This window comes from Collinsella sp. An271, assembly GCF_002159695.1.
Lineage (GTDB): Bacteria > Actinomycetota > Coriobacteriia > Coriobacteriales > Coriobacteriaceae > Collinsella > Collinsella ihumii.
Genome location: NZ_NFJE01000001.1, coordinates 196,301 through 213,416, shown reverse-complemented (window position 1 = coordinate 213,416; position 17,116 = coordinate 196,301). Strand labels below are relative to the sequence as shown.

Annotated in this window: 12 protein-coding genes; 8 read left to right on the top strand and 4 right to left on the bottom strand. The window is 63.4% G+C overall.

Going from position 1 to position 17,116, the window contains the following annotated elements:
- Nucleotides 1-35: 35 nt before the first annotated feature.
- On the top strand, nucleotides 36-1,523 hold the full coding sequence (ffh, locus tag B5F74_RS00940; RefSeq protein ID WP_087199245.1) for a signal recognition particle protein: 1,488 nt from the start codon (nucleotides 36-38) through the stop codon (nucleotides 1,521-1,523).
- A gap of 19 nt (nucleotides 1,524-1,542) precedes the next feature.
- On the opposite strand, the gene B5F74_RS00935 is transcribed toward ffh, so the two are convergent.
- A complete protein-coding gene (locus B5F74_RS00935; protein ID WP_087199243.1) occupies nucleotides 1,543-2,376 on the bottom strand; it encodes a MerR family transcriptional regulator in 834 nt (277 codons plus the stop codon).
- Nucleotides 2,377-2,465: 89 nt separating this feature from the next.
- On the opposite strand from B5F74_RS00935, the gene B5F74_RS00930 reads away from it, so the two are divergent.
- The 4 genes from B5F74_RS00930 (at nucleotide 2,466) to B5F74_RS00910 (ending at nucleotide 6,184) form a co-directional block, all read left to right on the top strand.
- On the top strand, nucleotides 2,466-3,113 hold the full coding sequence (locus B5F74_RS00930) for a YitT family protein (RefSeq protein WP_239283303.1): 648 nt from the start codon (nucleotides 2,466-2,468) through the stop codon (nucleotides 3,111-3,113).
- Between the two features lie 112 nt (nucleotides 3,114-3,225).
- The gene (thyA, locus tag B5F74_RS00925; RefSeq protein WP_087199239.1) at nucleotides 3,226-4,074 is read left to right on the top strand and encodes a thymidylate synthase; all 849 of its coding nucleotides are present in this window, start codon (nucleotides 3,226-3,228) and stop codon (nucleotides 4,072-4,074) included.
- 9 nt (nucleotides 4,075-4,083) lie between these two features.
- Nucleotides 4,084-5,271, top strand: a complete 1,188-nt coding sequence (locus B5F74_RS12560; protein ID WP_239283302.1) for a dihydrofolate reductase — start codon at nucleotides 4,084-4,086, stop codon at nucleotides 5,269-5,271.
- 10 nt (nucleotides 5,272-5,281) lie between these two features.
- Nucleotides 5,282-6,184: an RNA methyltransferase gene (locus B5F74_RS00910; protein WP_087199479.1), complete on the top strand. Its 903-nt coding sequence runs from the start codon at nucleotides 5,282-5,284 to the stop codon at nucleotides 6,182-6,184.
- A 256-nt stretch (nucleotides 6,185-6,440) separates the two neighbouring features.
- Here B5F74_RS00910 and B5F74_RS00905 read toward each other — a convergent pair whose 3' ends face one another.
- Nucleotides 6,441-7,826, bottom strand: a complete 1,386-nt coding sequence (locus tag B5F74_RS00905) for an MATE family efflux transporter (RefSeq protein ID WP_087199237.1) — start codon at nucleotides 7,824-7,826, stop codon at nucleotides 6,441-6,443.
- A 213-nt stretch (nucleotides 7,827-8,039) separates the two neighbouring features.
- Between B5F74_RS00905 and ftsH the strand changes: the two genes are divergently transcribed.
- Entirely contained in the window at nucleotides 8,040-9,953 is a 1,914-nt protein-coding gene (gene ftsH, locus B5F74_RS00900; protein ID WP_204212371.1) for an ATP-dependent zinc metalloprotease FtsH, read from the top strand.
- A gap of 306 nt (nucleotides 9,954-10,259) precedes the next feature.
- A complete protein-coding gene (locus B5F74_RS00895) occupies nucleotides 10,260-11,147 on the top strand; it encodes an NYN domain-containing protein (protein ID WP_087199233.1) in 888 nt (295 codons plus the stop codon).
- Nucleotides 11,148-11,605: 458 nt separating this feature from the next.
- Here the strand turns inward: B5F74_RS00895 and B5F74_RS00890 are convergent, their stop codons facing one another.
- Nucleotides 11,606-12,709, bottom strand: coding sequence for an iron-containing alcohol dehydrogenase family protein (locus tag B5F74_RS00890; RefSeq protein ID WP_087199231.1), 1,104 nt, complete (start codon nucleotides 12,707-12,709; stop codon nucleotides 11,606-11,608).
- A 107-nt stretch (nucleotides 12,710-12,816) separates the two neighbouring features.
- The gene (locus tag B5F74_RS00885; protein ID WP_087199229.1) at nucleotides 12,817-13,800 is read right to left on the bottom strand and encodes a Gfo/Idh/MocA family oxidoreductase; all 984 of its coding nucleotides are present in this window, start codon (nucleotides 13,798-13,800) and stop codon (nucleotides 12,817-12,819) included.
- 428 nt (nucleotides 13,801-14,228) lie between these two features.
- On the opposite strand from B5F74_RS00885, the gene ileS reads away from it, so the two are divergent.
- Nucleotides 14,229-17,033 (top strand): isoleucine--tRNA ligase, encoded by a 2,805-nt coding sequence (ileS, locus tag B5F74_RS00880; protein ID WP_087199227.1) that lies wholly within the window; start codon nucleotides 14,229-14,231, stop codon nucleotides 17,031-17,033.
- Nucleotides 17,034-17,116: the final 83 nt, after the last annotated feature.

Sequence of the window (17,116 nt, the reverse complement as noted above, 5' to 3'; positions counted from 1 at the left end):
AATAACCACCATTTCGATCCATCCGGGAGAGATTCATGTTCGAAAGCCTTTCCGATCGCCTCAACAACACCTTTGACCGCCTGCGCGGCAAGGGCAAGCTGACCGAGGCCGATATCACGAGCGCCATGCGCGACATCCGCATGGCGCTGCTCGAGGCCGACGTCAACTTCAAGGTCGTGAAGGACTTCGTCGCCAAGACGAAGGAGCGCTGCATGACCGCCGACGTCATGGAGTCGCTGACCCCTGCGCAAAACGTCGTCAAGATCGTGCTCGACGAGCTGACCGAGCTTCTGGGCACGACCGAGAGCAAGCTCGTGTTCTCGAACCGCATCCCGAACGTGATCATGCTCGTGGGCCTTCAGGGCTCCGGTAAGACGACGGCCGCCGTCAAGCTCGCCTACCTGCTCAAGAAGCAGGGTCGCTCGCCGCTGCTCGCCGCCTGCGACGTCTATCGTCCCGCGGCAGCCGACCAGCTCGCCACGCTGGGCGGCGAGATCGGCGTGCCGGTGTTTCGCGGCGACGGCGCGCATCCCGTGCAGATCGCCCAGGACGCCGTCCGCGAGGCTATCGACAAGCTGCGCGACGTGGTCATCGTCGACACCGCCGGCCGTCTGCAGATCGACGAGCAGATGATGCAGGAGGCCGTCGACATCAAGCGCGCGGTCAAGCCCGATCAGGTGCTCATGGTCGTCGACGCCATGACCGGCCAGGATATCGTGAACGTGGTGTCCACCTTCGCCGAGCGCACCGACTTCGACGGCGTCATCATCTCCAAGCTCGACGGCGACGCCCGCGGCGGCGGCGCGCTGTCGGTCCGCGCCGTGACCGGCAAGCCCATCAAGTTCGTCTCCATGGGCGAGAAGCCCGATTCGCTCGAGCCGTTCTATCCCGACCGCATGGCCAAGCGCATCCTCGGTATGGGCGACGTCATCGGCATCATCGAGAAGGCCCAGGAGGCCGCCGACGCCGAAACCGTCGCGTCCGCCGAGCGCATGCTGCGCGAGGGCTTCACGATGAACGACATGCTCGAGCAGATGAAGGCCGTCAAGAAGATGGGCGGCATGAAGGGCATCCTCGGCATGCTTCCGGGCGGTCAGAAGCTGCTCAACCAGATGGGCGGCAACCTCGACGAGTCGGTCTTCGCGAAGAACGAGGCCATGATCATGTCCATGACCGCCGAGGAGCGCAACCGCCCCTCCATCATCAACGGCCAGCGCCGCGCCCGCATCGCGCGCGGTTCCGGCACGACGCCCGCCGATGTGAACCAGCTCATGAAGCAATGGGGCGAGATGAACAAGATGATGAGCCGCATGCGCACCATGGCTCAGCAGGTCGGGGCCGGCAAGAAGGGGAAGAAGGGCAAAAAGGGCAAGAAGATGCGCATGCCCGGCATCCCCGGAATGGGCAATATGGGCGGCATGGGCGGCCTTGGCAACCTGGGCGGCCTGGGCGGCATGGGGTCGGGCGGCGGCTCCGAGATGGATATGCTGCGCGAGATGGAGCGCCAGATGCGCCGCAAGTAGGCGCCGCGCCGCATGGCGGTCAATCAGTATGCTTCGCGTCGAGCGGGAGTTCCATCGTGGTGATGAACTCCCGCTCGTCTGCTGTATCGCGATTGTCGATCTCGTAGAGCTCGAACGGTTGTCCTGCTAGCGGAAGCGCATGCTCCCGTGCAAAGTCGAGCAGCTTGGTGAGCAAGCGGCCGTTCTGCTCGTAGCCGCCCTGGTAGCGGGTGGTTAGATACTGCCCGGCGGGGAGTTCGAAGTTCGCGGGAGCCTTTTCATCCTCTACGATGAAGAAGATGCCGTCGTACACGTTGGTTGCTCCCTGCATGATCGCGTCCTGGGCGAGGAAGGCCCCTATGGGCACCGTCAGCAGATGCGGCATCGTCGATCCGGACCTTCGGTGCAGCTCCTGTATCAGCAGGTCCATCTCCTCGTCGCGCTCGAGGTGTCCGGCCATCTTCATGCAGCGGCGCCGCGGGCGGTCTGCGATCTCGATGGCGCCGATGCGCGCCCCCTTGGCCGTGCGGATGGTGTCCACGCGTCGGGCGAGCGTCACCTGCCGCCGCTTCAGCTCGTCGAGCTTGCGCTCGATGATGGCCTGCTCGTCCTCCAGCATGGCGATGGTCTTGTCGACGTTTTGCCCCTCGAGGTACTCCGCGATCTGCTTCATGCTGAAACCGAGCCCGCGGAGCTCCTTGATGATCGTTAGCTTGTACATGTCCGAGAGGTCGTAGACGCGGTATCCGTTGGGTTCTCGGCGGGGGACGACGATCCCCAGTCGCTCGTAGTAGCGCAAGGAGTCCGCGCCGATGCCGAACAGCCCCGACGTCTCGCCGATCCGGTAGGTCTGTTTGAGGGGCGTGCCGTCCATGATTCCTCCATGCGCAGTTGACCTTGGTACGTTACCAAGGTTTAGTCTAGCGCTGTTCCGTTTGCTTGAAGATGGAAAGGCTGATATCCGTGTTGCGCACCCGTTTGGCTTCGCTTGACTGGCACGACCTGCTGCGCCGTTTCGTCCTGATCGTGGTCGGTTCCGGAATCCTCACCTTCGGCATCCACAATATCCATCAGGTGGTGGGGATAACCGAGGGCGGCGTGATCGGCGCCCTGCTTCTGGCCAACCACTGGCTGGGCATCCCGTCCTCGATCGTGTCGCCCGTTCTCGACATCCTCTGCTACGCCGTGGCGCTTCGCCTGCTCGGTGCGGGCTTTTTGGGCTGGTCTGCGGTCTCGAGCGCGTTCATCGCGGGCTTCTACGCCATCTGGGAGCAGCTTCCGCACCTGTTGCCCGACCTTTCCGCCTGGCCGCTCGTGGCGGCCGTCGCCGGCGGCCTGTTTGTCGGAGTGGGAGCCGGGCTGGTGGTGCGAGGGGGCGCGTCTGCCGGCGGCGACGACGCCCTCGCCCTGTCCATCCAGAAGGTAAGCGGCTGGCGCCTGTCCCGCTGCTATCTGGTCACCGATCTGAGCGTCCTGCTGCTCTCGCTAAGCTATATCCCCGTGACGAGCATCGTGTACTCGCTGATCACGGTGTTCATCTCCTCGCCGCTGATCGATGTCATCGTGGGCATGGGCTCTGATGAGCCGGCAAACGAGCCGCAGGTGGCTTAGGGAAACGTCCTCCCACCCGTTCTTTGGGTCGCGACTCGCGCGAGACCATGTTTCCCACGCTGGCTGCGGGGTACAATGGGTAGTCGATGCTGTCTACCCTCGAGGAGCGCCCATGAGCAAAGCCGATGAACTGTTCGTTTCCATGTGCTCGGATATTCTGGAGCACGGCACCACGACGGAAGGCGAGAAGGTCAGGCCGCATTGGGAGGACGGAACGCCTGCGTACACCATCAAATCGTTCGGCGTCACGAACCGGTACGACCTGCGCGAGGAGTTTCCTGCGCTGACGCTGCGCCGCACGGCGCTCAAGTCCGCGATGGACGAGATCCTGTGGATCTACCAGCGTAAGTCGAACAACATCCATGATCTCAACTCCCATATCTGGGATGAGTGGGCCGACGAGACCGGGTCCATCGGCAAGGCATACGGCTATCAGATCGCGCAGAAGTCCCATTATCCCGAAGGCGACTTCGACCAGATGGACCGTGTGCTCTACGACCTGAAGCGCACGCCCTTCTCCCGCCGCATCATGACCAACATGTACACCTTCGCCGACCTGTCCGAGATGCACCTGTACCCGTGCGCCTACAGCGTGACGTATAACGTCACGCATGAGCCGGGCTACGACAAGCCCGTGCTCAACATGGTCCTCATGCAGCGCAGCCAGGATATCCTTGCCGCAAACAACTGGAACGTGTGCCAGTACGCGATCCTGCTCATGATGGTGGCGCAGGTTTCGGATATGGTCGCGGGCGAGCTGCTCCACGTGATCGTCGATGCGCATATCTACGACCGCCATGTCGACATCATCCGCAAGCTCATCGCGCGGCCGCAGTACCCCGCACCCAAGGTGAGCCTCAACCCCGAGGTTCGCGATTTCTACGACTTCACGACCGATGACCTGATCGTCGAGGGCTATGAGCACGGCCCTCAGATCAAGAACATTCCCATTGCAATCTAAGGAGCATCCATGAGCTGCAAGCTTTCCGCTATCGTTGCCGTGAGCGACGACTGGGGCATCGGTTACGACGGCGACATGATCGTTTCCAACAAGGCCGACATGCGCCGCTTCGTCGAGCTGACGACCGGCCATACGGTGATCATGGGCCGCAGGACCCTCGACAGCTTCCCGGGCGGCCGCCCGCTGAAGAACCGTCGCAACATCGTGCTGACGCGGGACGCCTCGTTCGAGCGCGAGGGCGTGGAGGTCGTCCACAGCGTCGACGAGGCTCTGGATGCGATCGCCGACGAGGACGAGGCCTGGGTCATCGGCGGGGAAGAGGTCTACCGCCAGCTGCTTCCGTTCTGCACGGTCGCCGAGGTGACCCGCACCCACTGCCTGCGCCTGGCCGATACGCACTTCCCGAATCTCGACGAAGATGACGCCTGGGAAGTCGCAGCGGAATCAGAGCCCGCCCTCATCGGGGCCGACGAGGAGGACCATGGCATCGAATACCGGTTCGTGACCTATCGTCGCCCCGCCGCGGCCGACGAGGAAGAGGACGTAGGGTCCGCATCCGATGGCCAGCAGGTGACTGAATCCCCTAAGCGGCCCCAGATCAGGACGATGATCCTGTACCGGTCAAAGCACCACGGCAACACGAAGAAGATCGTCGACGCGCTCGCGAAGGCGTTTCCCGGCGAGATAGATACGCTGGACGTCGCGGCCGTCGACAAGAAGAATCCCAAGGTCGACCTGTCCCCGTACCATCTGATCGGCATCGCGAGCGGCATCTACATGGGGGAGATCGATAAAGACCTCGCGCGCGTCATGCAGGCCTCCGTCGGCACGGGTGACTTCGTGTTCAGCTTGCTCACCTACGGCGGGGCGAGCAAGTGGTACGGCAAGGATATCGACGGCATCTGCCGGGCGACGCATGCCAACTTCCTCGCGGGCCACGGGTGTCCCGGCTTCGACACGTGGGGTCCCTTCAAGCTGACGGGCGGCATGAACAAGGGTCGCCCCAACGACGAGGACATCGCCGATATGATCGCGTGGTACGACAACCTGGTTCAGGGTTACGGCGATCCCTTGATCAACGAGTACGAGAAGCGCCGCCGTCGTGCCGCATGGGAGGCCGAGCATCCCGACCCGACCATGATGGATAAGCTCAAGAACACCGGGCGCCACCTGTTCGGCCGCAAGAAGAAGCAGTGAGCACATGGGTATGGCACCGCAGATCATCCTTATCGACTCGCTTGACGACGAGCGCCTTTCGGCCTACACGCGCCTGACGGAGCGCGAGCTGAGGTCCGTGCTCGAGCCGGAAAAGGGCATCTTCATCGCCGAGAGCGCCAAGGTCATCGAGCGCGCGGTCGACGCGGGGCTCGAGCCGGTGAGCTTCCTTATGGGAGAGCGCTGGCTCGACCAGCTCATGCCTTTGCTTGAGCGCGTTGCCGAGAAGTGGGGCGACGTTCCCGTATTCGTCGCGTCCATGGAGCTGATGGAGCAGTTGACAGGCTTCACCGTGACGCGCGGTGCCTTGGCGGCGTTTCGCCGTCCACTTCTTGCTGCTGCCCCCGATTTCCTGCGTGGGCTTATCGAGCGCGCGGGAGATCGTCCCGTGCGCGTGTGCGTGCTCGAGGGCATCGTGGATCACACCAACGTGGGTGCGATCTTCCGGAGCGCGGCGGCGTTGAATGTCGACGGCATCCTCGTGAGTCCCACCTGCTGCGACCCGCTGTACCGGCGCGCGGTGCGTGTGAGCATGGGCACCGTATTCCAGGTGCCGTGGTGTCGCATCGGCACGGAGGCGCGCGTCTGGCCGCATGACGGCCTGCGCGAGCTGCACGAGGCCGGATTCGCCTGCGCCTCGATGGCGCTCGAGGACGATTCCGTCTCGCTCGACGATCCTGCGCTGCTCGAGATTCCCCGTCTTGCGCTGTTCATGGGGACGGAAGGGGCCGGCCTGCAGGCGAAAACGATCGCAGGATCCGATCTCACGATTCGTATCCCCATGGCGCACGGTGTCGATTCGCTGAACGTCGCCGCGGCGAGCGCGGTGGCTTTTTGGCAGCTCTGCCCCCATGCGGACAACGGCTATCATTACCGACCCGGGATGTTCGCCTAAAGAAGCGCTGATTACTATTCCGATGCTTATCGGTCATTGGCAAAATCGTGGGGTACCCGTCAACGGTACCCGGTAACTGTACCCAGAACTGCGGGAGAGGGTCGCCTGAGGAGTCCTCTCCCGCAGTTCTGGGTACAGTTACCGGGCCCACGAAGTCGGTTTCCGAACCTTCGAGCCCTCGAAATGGACGTCTCCAGGAAGTAATCGGTGCCAGCGGCGGGCTTTCGAGTTTCGGCCGGTAGGACCTGCCGCTCAGCTATGCGACCGCTTTCGCCTCGGCATGGCGCAGCCAGTGGCCCCAGTGGTGGTAGGCGACAAACAGCACGGCCGTCATGATCCAGGTCACGGGGTAGACCATGAGCATGGTCTCGATCGCATGATGGGCGGGCACCACGACGAGCAGCCAGATCACGCGGAACACGACGGTGCCCAGGATGGTCAGAAGCATCGGGCGCAGGCTCTCGCCGGAGCCGCGGATGGCGCCCGAGGTGTTGTCCACGATCGAGTAGAACGCGTAGAACGGCGCGATGAAGTGGATCATGATCGTCGTGTAGTTCGTGACCGCGGGATCGTCGATGAAGATGCGCGAGAGCGGTCCCACGAAGGCGACGAGCAGCGCCGACATGCTGCCGATCAGCGCGACGGTGATGACAAGGGACGTGTGGTAGCCGCGGCGCATGCGCTCGTAGTTGCGCGCGCCGAAGTTCTGGGCGGCAAAGGTGGTCATGGAGACGCCGAGCGCCTCGGTGACCATCCACACGAAGGCGTCGAGTCGTCCCGACAGGCCCCAACCGGTGACCGCGTCGGTCCCGAACGTGTTGACGGTCGACTGCAGGATAATGTTCGAGATCGAATAGAGCGACGACTGGATGCCAAGCGGCAGGCCGGTCGAGATCATGCGCTTGCAGATCTTTCCGTCGATGCCGAGCTTCCTCAAATCGAGTCTCCAGGCACCGTCGGCTTTCATGAGGCGGCGCGTCATAAAGGTCGCGTTGATCGTGAGGGTGATGGCGGTCGCCATGCCGCATCCCATCGCCTCGAGGCCGAGCACGGCGACGAACAGCACATCGAGCACGGCGTTGATGAAGCATCCGCTCGCGATGATGAGCGCGGGCGTGCGCGTGTCGCCTACAGAGCGAAGCAGCGCCGAGCCCATGTTGAGCACAAGCGAGCAGACCATGGCGGCGGCGTAGAAGCGCGAATAGGGGACCGCCTCGCCCATGAGGTCTTGGGGAGTGCCCATGAACTCGAGGATGTGCGGGATGAAGATGATGCCGGCAACCGAGATCGTGAGTCCGAGCACCAGGGCGATCGTCATGGCGGTATGGATGGAGCGCGAGAGGCGCTCGTCGTCATGGCTCCCGAAGAACTGGCCGGAGATGACCGCGCATCCGGCGCCGAGGCCAACGGAGAATCCCACGGCCAACTCGAAGAGCGACGCGGTGGCCTGCACGCCTCCGAGCGCGAGCTTGCCGCCGAACTGTCCGAGGATGAACGTGTTGATCAGCGCATGGGCCTGCTGGAAAAACGAGCTGAAGAAGATCGGGACGCACAAAAGCAGCAGCTGCTTCCAGATGACGCCCTGCGTGACGTCCAGAGATGCCGCTCCGGCGTGACGAGCTGATCTTCTTCCGAATGCCATCGAGTCCCCCTTACCCACTTCTTCAATCGCGGCCCACCTATGATAGGGGATTGCCGAGCGGCGGGTGCCATCATTCGCGGAATCATGCCGTGCCGGGCGAATCCGTCTCGGCTCGGCGATTGTGTTTGCAGGTTACTCGCTGCGATTTTTTGTCTATCGCTTCCGCACTTGGGTATCCTTGTACCATTGCAACCTTACGAGACGGAGTTACCAATGGAGATGGATGATCACAAACGTAGACGAAATATGATCCTCTACGTGCTCATCGCCTTTGCTCTGTACCTGGTGCTCAATCAGGTGCTGTTCCCGCAGCTGACCACCAGGCAGCAGATCACGGGCGTGAGCTTCTCGACCATGCTCGACGACCTGGACGCGAACAAGGTCGAAGACATGGACTACACGGCGGGGCAGGATACCCAGGCCCTGTACACCCTCAAAAACGATTCCGAGGACGTCGCGTACCGCGCGACCGTCATGCCGGGATCCGAGAACTATCTCGCCCAGAAGATCGATGAATCCGACGCCAACGTCAACGTCATCATCCCGAGCAACGACTCGGGTACGTGGCTCTACCTGTTGATCACGTTCGCGCCGATCATCATCTTCTTCCTGTTCGGTTGGTGGCTGAACCGCCGCATGAAGAAGGCGATGGGCGATGACAACCCCTCGATGGACTTCTCGGGCGGCTTCGGCGGCTTCGGCGGTGGCGGACTGGGCAAGTCCGGCGCCCGTATCGTCGCCTCCAAGGACGTGGGCGTGACCTTCAAGGACGTCGCCGGCCAGGAAGAGGCCAAGGAGTCGCTCAAGGAGGTCGTCGACTTTCTGGAGAAACCCGAGCGCTACGAGGCCATCGGCGCCAAGCTGCCGCGCGGCGTCCTGCTTGTGGGCCCTCCGGGCACCGGTAAGACGCTGATCGCCAAGGCCGTCGCCGGCGAGGCGGGCGTCCCGTTCTTCTCGATCTCGGGCTCCGAGTTCGTCGAGATGTTCGTCGGCCGCGGTGCCGCCAAGGTCCGCGACTTGTTCAAGCAGGCCAAGGAGAAGGCGCCCTGCATCGTCTTCATCGACGAGATCGATACCATCGGCAAGAAGCGCGACGGCGGCGGCTTCTCGGGCAACGATGAGCGCGAGCAGACGCTGAACCAGCTGCTGACCGAGATGGACGGCTTCGACAACGCGAAGGGCATCGTCGTTGTCGCGGCGACGAACCGTCCCGACAGCCTCGACCCCGCTCTGCTGCGCCCAGGCCGCTTCGATCGCCGCGTTCCCATGGAGCTTCCCGACCTGACCGGCCGCAAGGCGATCCTCGAGATCCATCTCAGGGACGTCAAGACCCAGCCGCCCATCGACCTGACGGCGATCGCGCGCGCGACGCCCGGCGCCTCGGGCGCGGACCTCGCGAACATCATCAACGAGGGCGCGCTACGCGCCGTGCGCATGGGCCGCAAGCTCGCGACCCAGGAGGACTTCGAGGAGTCCGTCGAGGTGGTCATCGCAGGTCAGCAGCGTAAGTCCACGGTGCTGTCCGATCACGAGAAGCAGGTCGTGTCCTATCACGAGATCGGTCATGCTATCGTCGCGGCAAGCCAGAAGGAGGGGGCGCCGGTCACCAAGATCACCATCGTCCCGCGTACGAGCGGTGCGCTCGGCTACACCATGCAGGTCGAGCAGGACGAGAAGTTCCTGACCGCCAAGCAGGAGGTGCTCGACAAGCTCGCGGTCTACTGCGGTGGCCGTGCTGCCGAGGAGCTGATCTTTGGCGAGATGACGACGGGCGCCGCCAACGACATCGAGCAGGCGACCAAGCTCGCGCGCAACATGATCACCCGCTTCGGCATGTCCGAGGAGTTCGGCATGATGGCGCTCGGCACCGTGCAGAACGCCTACCTCAACCAGGACACGTCGCTCACCTGCGCCCCGGGTACGGCTGAGCGTGTGGACGAGGCGGTCCAGAAGGTTATCGCCGACGCCCACGCCCGTGCGCTGCAGATCCTGCGCGAGAACAAGTTCAAGCTGCATGAGCTGGCTCGCTATCTCTACAAGAAGGAGACCATCACGGGCGAGGAGTTCATGACGCTCATGCGCCGCGAGAACCCGTTCATGCCCGGCGCGAACAAGCCCCAGGCGTAAGGTCTTCGCTGCTTGTTGCTTGCGGCGGTCCTGTCGAATGTCGGCAGGGCCGCTTTTTTTGCGGTTCGGTATGTTTTCCGCATCAAACGCCCCTCGCGACGCCGTAGGCCGTTCATTCATGAATGAACGCGACCTGTTGTTGCATTTGCGCAGGTCGTGTAAAACTAACCCACCTCCTCATTCATGAATGAACGGGGAGGGATGGGTCCGGAAGGCTTTCTGCATAAAGCTTGAACATAGATAGCGATCGAGGGGAAGCATGCGACAATGCCATTGAAACCATTTCGTTGAAAAGGACGAGCATATATGAGCGACACCATCGATTCCGATCTTCGTTTCGCGATTCTGATCGACGCGGATAACGTTGCGGAGAAGTACATCAAGATCATTCTCGAAGAGGTGGCGAACTCGGGAATCGCCACCTACAAGCGCATCTACGGCGACTGGACGAGCCCGCGCCTCGGCAGCTGGAAGAGCTGCCTGCTCGACAATTCGATCATCCCCATGCAGCAGTACAGCTACACCTATGGCAAGAACTCGACCGATTCTGCGATGATCATCGACGCGATGGACATCCTGTACTCGGGTACGGTCGACGGGTTCGCCATCGTGAGCTCTGATTCTGATTTCACGCGTCTGGCGGCTCGCTTGCGCGAGAGCGGCATGGTCGTCATCGGCATGGGGGAGCAGAAGACGCCCCAGCCGTTCATCTCGGCGTGCAACTCGTTCAAGTACCTCGACCTGCTGTATGCGGCCCATGTTGCCGAGGAGGAGGCGGAGGATGAGGAGGACGCCGAGCCGCCCGCGGCGCGCGCAAAGGCGTCATCGCGCAAGAAGCAGCCGAGCAAGGGCTCTGCGCGCAAGGAGGAAGCGGAGCTGGCCGAGCCCGCGGATGCGCCGGATTCCGGTGAGGTTCCCTTCGGCGAGATGAGCAAGGCCGACCGGCGCCGCCATCTCAAGAAGATTCGCAAGACGGTGAACGCCATCTGCGACAAGTTCTCCGACGACGACGGATGGGTCTCGTTGGCCCAGATGGGCAACGAGCTCTCCAAGCGTCTGCCTGATTTCGACGTTCGCAACTACGGGTATCGCAAGCTCAGCCCGTTCATGAAGTCGCTCGGTGCGTATGAATTCGATGAGCCGACGAGCGCGAACGGACAGCGGCAGATTTACCTTCGCGTCAAGGAGCACTAGCGAGGTGCGGATCGGCCGCCCTTTGCGCCCGGTCGTTCCTTGAGGGGCGCGCTGCACGAGGATTACCGACGCGGCAGGCGGGGCGAGCACTTACGTGAGGTGTTGAACACCCGGTAACGGTACCCAGTAACGCGGGTGAGGGGCCTGTTCGGGGCCCGCACTCTCAGTTTTGGGTACATGTACGGGGCCTTGTTAGCGGGTGTTCTGGTAGAGGCTTCGCTCGGCATCTCGCTATAAGACGAAGGGGACAGGCGGTAAGGCCTGTCCCCTTCGTGCAAATATGCATGCAAAAGGTACGTCCCCGATTTGCACTAGGGAAACACTGATCAATTCATTCCGCACCGGTCGGCCCCGTGACGGGCGCCTGCGGGCTCAGGCTGCGTCGGCGAAGCGCAACTGCGCCTTCCTCGCCTTCGTCCGCATCCGCCCCGCCACGGAACCGACCGCCGCGAAAGCAATTAATCAGCGTTTCCCTTGGAGAGAGAGCGGCCGTAGGAGTCGGCTGCCTTGATGGCGGCGATGAACTGCTCGTCATCGAAGGCGACCGGGTTGGCCTGCCTCCACTCGTTCGTGTTGTGCGCGAGCTCGGTCAGCTGATCCAGATGGCTCTCGTCCAGGTCGATCTCGGCGAGCGTGACGGGAAGGCCCATCTGCTTGTTGAACTTCGCATAGCGTTCGAGCTGCGCCGTGTCGCCCGCATACGCGAACATGACGAGGACGCCGAACGACACGACCTCGCCGTGCAGGTGCGTGCGCCCGGGACGGTGGATGCCAGTCGAGCCGTTGTAGAACGCATGCGCGAGCGTCGAGTTGTAGTAGAAGTCGGGCTGGTTGGTGAGATTGGACACGTAGCCCGTGTTCACGACGATATCGAGCGCGATCTGGCGGACGGCCTCGGTCGAACGGTCGGCACGCACGTCCTCAAGCCCCTGCACGCCCCAGGTCATGAGCGGCTCGGTGCAGGTATGGGCAAGCGCGAGGCCCAGGCTCGCGGTGTGGCCGAGCTCGCGCGTGCTCGTGGCCCATTCGACCTCCGGCTGCTTGGAGAGCGCGTCGCCCACGCCCGCCCAGAAATACTCCGCAGGCGCCTCGGCGATGATGCGAGGGTTGATGAAGATGTGCTTGGGGCAGGGAGGATAGGCATAGCCCTCAAGAGAGCCGTCGTCATGGTAGATGACGGCGATCGCCGTGGCGGCAGAGCAGTTTGAGCAGATGGTCGGCACCGAGAACACGGTCTTGCTCAGCTCCAGCGCCGCCGTCTTCACCGTGTCGATGGCTTTGCCGCCGCCAATCGCGAACGCGACGTCGGCCGCCGTGAAGCTCTCGTTCGCAAGAAGCCTGTTCACGTTGGTGCGCGTGGCGTCCTTGCCGTAGACGATCGTGTCGAGCACCTCGATATCCGTCGATTCGAGCACGGCCTTGATGCCCGGCGCCGCAGCCGCCAGGGCCCGCTTGCCGCCGACGAGAACGACGCTTGACGCTCCATAGGAGGCCAACGTTTCCGGTATCGCCTCGAAGCAATCCTCGCCGACGGTGTAGTCGCTCATCTCTATCGTGCGCATGATGCCTTCTTTCTTCTGTGGCGTGAGGAATGTGCGGTCAGCGTCACATTGTAGCCCTGTGAGGCTTCACGCTCGGCCACAGACGTCGCGTTCATATCGCGGAAAGCCTACACCTGCTCGAAGGGGAACACGATGCCGAACTGGGCGCGAATCTCATCGAGCTGGCGCATGATCTCCAGCGTTTCGGCGTGAGGCATCTCGGGGCACTCGACCTGCCCGCTCTCGATGGCCCGCTTGCAGGCGAGCACTTCGTATTCGTAGCCCGAAATCTGCTCGGGCACCGAGATCTCCTCTTTGAGCTCGCAGCTCAGCCCGTCCGCCGCGTAGACGTAGAGCTTCTGGGGGTTGTTGATGTTCTCAACCATGATGAAGCCGTCGGTTCCGCAGATGAGGCCGCGACGGTCGGTCATGCAGTGCATGGTCGTGAACATCGTGGCCATGCGGCCGTCGCGGTAGGTGAGCATGATGGAGTCCTGCCCGTCGACGCCTGTGGCGATGGGCACCATGTGCGCGTCGATGCGCTCGATCTCGTCGCCCATCACCATGCTCGCGAAGTTCAGCGGGTAGACGGTGAGGTCCAGCAGGGCCCCGCCGCACAGCTCGGGTTTGACCATGCGCTCGTTCATGTCGACCTGGTAGCCGAGGTTCGCGTCGACGTTGAGCACGCGGCCGATGGCGCCGCTCGCGATGACGCCGTCGATCATCGCCCGGGAGGGCATGTACCGCGTCCAGATCGCCTCGGCCAGCAGCAGGTTGCGGGAGCGGGCGCACTCGATCATCTCTTTCGCCTGCGCGGCATTCGCGGCGAAGGCCTTCTCGCACAGGACGTGATGGCCCGCCTCAAGCGCCGCTATGGTCCAACGATGATGGTGGGAATGGGGGAGCGCCACGTAGACCAGGTCGACCGCGGGGTCCGCCAGCAGCTCCTCGTACGATCCGTAGGCGCGCTCGAAGCCCCAAGTGTCCGCGAACGCCCGCGCCCGGTCGGCGTCCCGCGCGGCGACCGCGTAGTTTTCCGCCTCGTCCATCCGCGCGACGGTCGCCGCCATCTGGCTTGAGATGTTTCCCGCACCGAGATATCCGATCCTCATTGCTGTTGCCTTCCTTCGCATGGTGGTTTTATTCGCCTCTCCAAAGTATCACGTAATCGTGGTACCATGCCTCCCAATGGCTGTGAAGGGGACGAGTAGCCGACCACCGTGCACCTCAAGAGAGCGGGCGGCAGCTGAAAAGCCTGCGTGCGCGACCGAGCGAATATCACCCCGGAGCTGCGACCCGAACGGTGGAGCCGGGCATGGGAAAGCGATCCCGTCCTAAAAGGTTCCGCTCAGTAGACGTCGCCGGGACGACCGTCGTCATGTGGTCGGCCGAGTACGGGCATCATGCCTAAGCTGGGTGGTATAGCGAGGAGCTTGATCGCGGCGGTATCGCCGCGTTCCGTGAGCGCTTCGTCCCAGCTTGCAGGGACGGGCGCTTTTTTCATGCACGCGAGCGCCCATTCGACGGGAAGGGAGTATTCGTGGCAAACGAGTACAAGAGCAGCATGAACCTGCCCAAGACCAAGTTCCCCATGCGGGCGGCCTTGGCGCAGCGCGAGCCTGAGCGCCTGAAGCGCTGGCAGGCAAACCATGTCTACGAGCAGATGCTCAAGAAGAACGAGGGCCATGGCAAGTTCATCCTCCATGACGGTCCTCCGTACGCGAACGGCCCCATCCATGTCGGCCACGCGATGAACAAGATCTCGAAGGACATCATCGAGCGCTATCAGGCCATGCAGGGCTACGAGACGCCGTATGTCCCCGGATGGGACTGCCACGGCCAGCCGATCGAGCACAAGGTCGAGGAGATGCTCGGCACCGAGAAGTTCAACGCGACCCCGACCGACAAGATCCGTGAGCTCTGCCGGAAGTTCGCGGTCGAGAACATCGATCTGCAGCGCGAAGGCTTCAAGCGCCTCGGCGTGCTGGGCGATTGGGACAACCCGTACCTGACGCTCTACCATCAGCACGACGCCGCCGATATCGAGGTCTTCAAGGCCATGTTCGACAAGGGCATGATCTATCGCGGCCACAAGCCCGTTCACTGGTGCAAGCACTGCCACACCGCGCTCGCGGAGGCCGAGATCGAGTACGGCGACGAGACCTCGCCGTCCATCTACGTGCGCTTCGAGCTTTTGAGCAAGCCGGCGGGTCTCGAGGGCTTCGACGGTCCGGTGGACTTCGTGATCTGGACCACGACCCCCTGGACCATCCCGTCCGACCAGGCGGTCTCTCTCAAGCCGGGCGCCATCTACACCGCCATCGAGCATGATGGCCGCGCCGAGATCATGCTGAAGGAGCTCGCAGCCAAGGTGTGCGACATCGCCGGCTGGGAGTGCACGCCGGTCATGGTCGACGGCATGCCCTACGAGGTGCCGGCCGAGACGTTCGACCACCTGCACTATCGTCAGCCCATCTTCGACGACATCGAGGGCGTGGCCCTGCTTGCCGACTACGTGGGTACCGAGGACGGTACCGGTATCGTCCACAACTCTCCCGGTCACGGCGTCGACGACTACTACGTCTGCCTGAAGGAGGGCATGGACATCTGCATGCCCGTCGACGACGACGGCAAGTTCTATGTCGGAGACACGTTCGGCACGGGCGGCCCGTTCTCCGGCATGGACACCGACGAGGCCAACCCGCACATCATCCAGTACCTGCGCGACCACGGCACCCTTGTTGCCGAGGTGAAGATCACGCACAGCTACCCCCATTGCTGGCGCTGCAAGAACCCGGTGCTGTTCCGCGCCACGGACCAGTGGTTCGTCTCCATGGACAAGACCGGTCTGCGCGAAGAGGCGCTCGACGCCATCCAGAACCACGTGCGCTGGTATCCCGAGCATGCCGCCAACCGTATCGGCGCCATGGTGGAGCAGCGTCCCGACTGGTGCATCTCGCGCCAGCGCAACTGGGGCGTGCCCATCCCGAGCTACACCTGCGCCGACTGCGGCGAGAAGATCATGAACGACGACACCCTCGACGCCGTGATCAAGCTCTTCCACGAGAAGGGCTCCGACGCATGGTTCACCGACGCTCCCGAGAGCTATCTCGGCGACGCCTGCGTGTGCCCCAAGTGCGGCGGCCATCACCTCAAGGCCGACCGCGACATCCTCGACGTGTGGTGGGACTCCGGCGTGTCCTGGCGCGCCGTGTGCGAGGGCCGCGAGGAGCTCGAGTACCCGGCGGACGTGTACCTCGAGGGCTCCGACCAGCACCGTGGATGGTTCCAGAGCTCGCTGCTGACGAGCGTGGGCGCCAACGGCGTCGCGCCTTACAAGGCCGTCGTCTCCCAGGGCTTCACGCTGGACGGCCAGGGCCGCAAGATGTCCAAGTCGCTCGGCAACGTGATCGACCCCAACAAGGTCTGCGACGAGATGGGCGCCGACATCCTGCGCCTGTGGGTCGCGTCGGTCGACACGTCGACCGATGTCGCCATCGACCATGAGATCCTCGCGCGCACCTCGGATGCCTACCGTCGCTTCCGCAACACCTTCCGCTTCCTGCTGTCCGAGCTCGAGGACCAGTTCGACCCCGAGACCGACGGCGTGGCGTTCGACGACCTGCTGCCGCTCGACAAGCTGATGCTCGCCCGCCTGACGCAGGTGCAGGCCGAGGTCGACGCCGCGTATGCCAATTACGAGTTCAACCGCGTGTACCGCACGCTCTACGACTTCGTGGTGACCGAGCTCTCCAACGTGTACCTCGATGCCCTGAAGGACCGCCTGTACTGCGAGAAGGTCGGTTCGCTGGCTCGCCGCAGCGCCCAGACGGTGACGGCGGAGCTGCTGTCCATGCTTCTGCGCGACCTGCAGCCCATCCTCGCATTCACCTGCGACGAGGTCATGGCGTTCGCGCCCGCTGGCTGCCGCGACCATCAGGAGTACGCGGCCCTGCTCGATTGGTACCAGGCACCGATCTCGCTCGAGGTCGCCAACGAGTACAAGCCGGTGCTCGAGGCCGCGCTCGAGCTGCGCGGCGTGGTCACCAAGGCGCTCGAGGACGCCCGTGCCGCCGGCACGTTCACCAAGAGCCAGGCTACGCGCGTGGTCGCGACCGCCCCTGCGGAGGCATACGCCCTCCTGACCGGGGACAAGGCCTGCGATCTCGCCGAGTTCTTCATCGTCTCCGAGCTCGAGCTTTCCTCCGGCGAGGAGTTCTCCGCCCGCGTCGAGGCCGCTCACGGCGAGTGCTGCGATCGCTGCTGGAACTTCCGCGAGTCCACCGGCGTGCACGGCGAGCACGCTCACATCTGCGACCGCTGCGCCGAGGCGATCGGCGCGTAAGGTCGCATCGCACCTGGAGCGAGATGCCGCGCGAACCTGAAATCGCGCGGCATCTTCATGCGGGGACGGACGCCCGTCCCCGC

What these genes read in the sequence shown, in the direction of transcription:
- B5F74_RS12560 (WP_239283302.1), top strand. Translation starts at nt 4,084, where the DNA reads ATGAGCTGCAAGCTTTCCGCTATCGTTGCCGTGAGCGACGACTGGGGC.
- B5F74_RS00890 (WP_087199231.1), bottom strand. Translation starts at nt 12,709, where the DNA reads ATGCGCACGATAGAGATGAGCGACTACACCGTCGGCGAGGATTGCTTC.
- thyA (WP_087199239.1), top strand. Translation starts at nt 3,226, where the DNA reads ATGAGCAAAGCCGATGAACTGTTCGTTTCCATGTGCTCGGATATTCTG.
- ftsH (WP_204212371.1), top strand. Translation starts at nt 8,040, where the DNA reads ATGGAGATGGATGATCACAAACGTAGACGAAATATGATCCTCTACGTG.
- B5F74_RS00910 (WP_087199479.1), top strand. Translation starts at nt 5,282, where the DNA reads ATGGCACCGCAGATCATCCTTATCGACTCGCTTGACGACGAGCGCCTT.
- B5F74_RS00905 (WP_087199237.1), bottom strand. Translation starts at nt 7,826, where the DNA reads ATGGCATTCGGAAGAAGATCAGCTCGTCACGCCGGAGCGGCATCTCTG.
- ffh (WP_087199245.1), top strand. Translation starts at nt 36, where the DNA reads ATGTTCGAAAGCCTTTCCGATCGCCTCAACAACACCTTTGACCGCCTG.
- B5F74_RS00885 (WP_087199229.1), bottom strand. Translation starts at nt 13,800, where the DNA reads ATGAGGATCGGATATCTCGGTGCGGGAAACATCTCAAGCCAGATGGCG.
- B5F74_RS00895 (WP_087199233.1), top strand. Translation starts at nt 10,260, where the DNA reads ATGAGCGACACCATCGATTCCGATCTTCGTTTCGCGATTCTGATCGAC.
- B5F74_RS00935 (WP_087199243.1), bottom strand. Translation starts at nt 2,376, where the DNA reads ATGGACGGCACGCCCCTCAAACAGACCTACCGGATCGGCGAGACGTCG.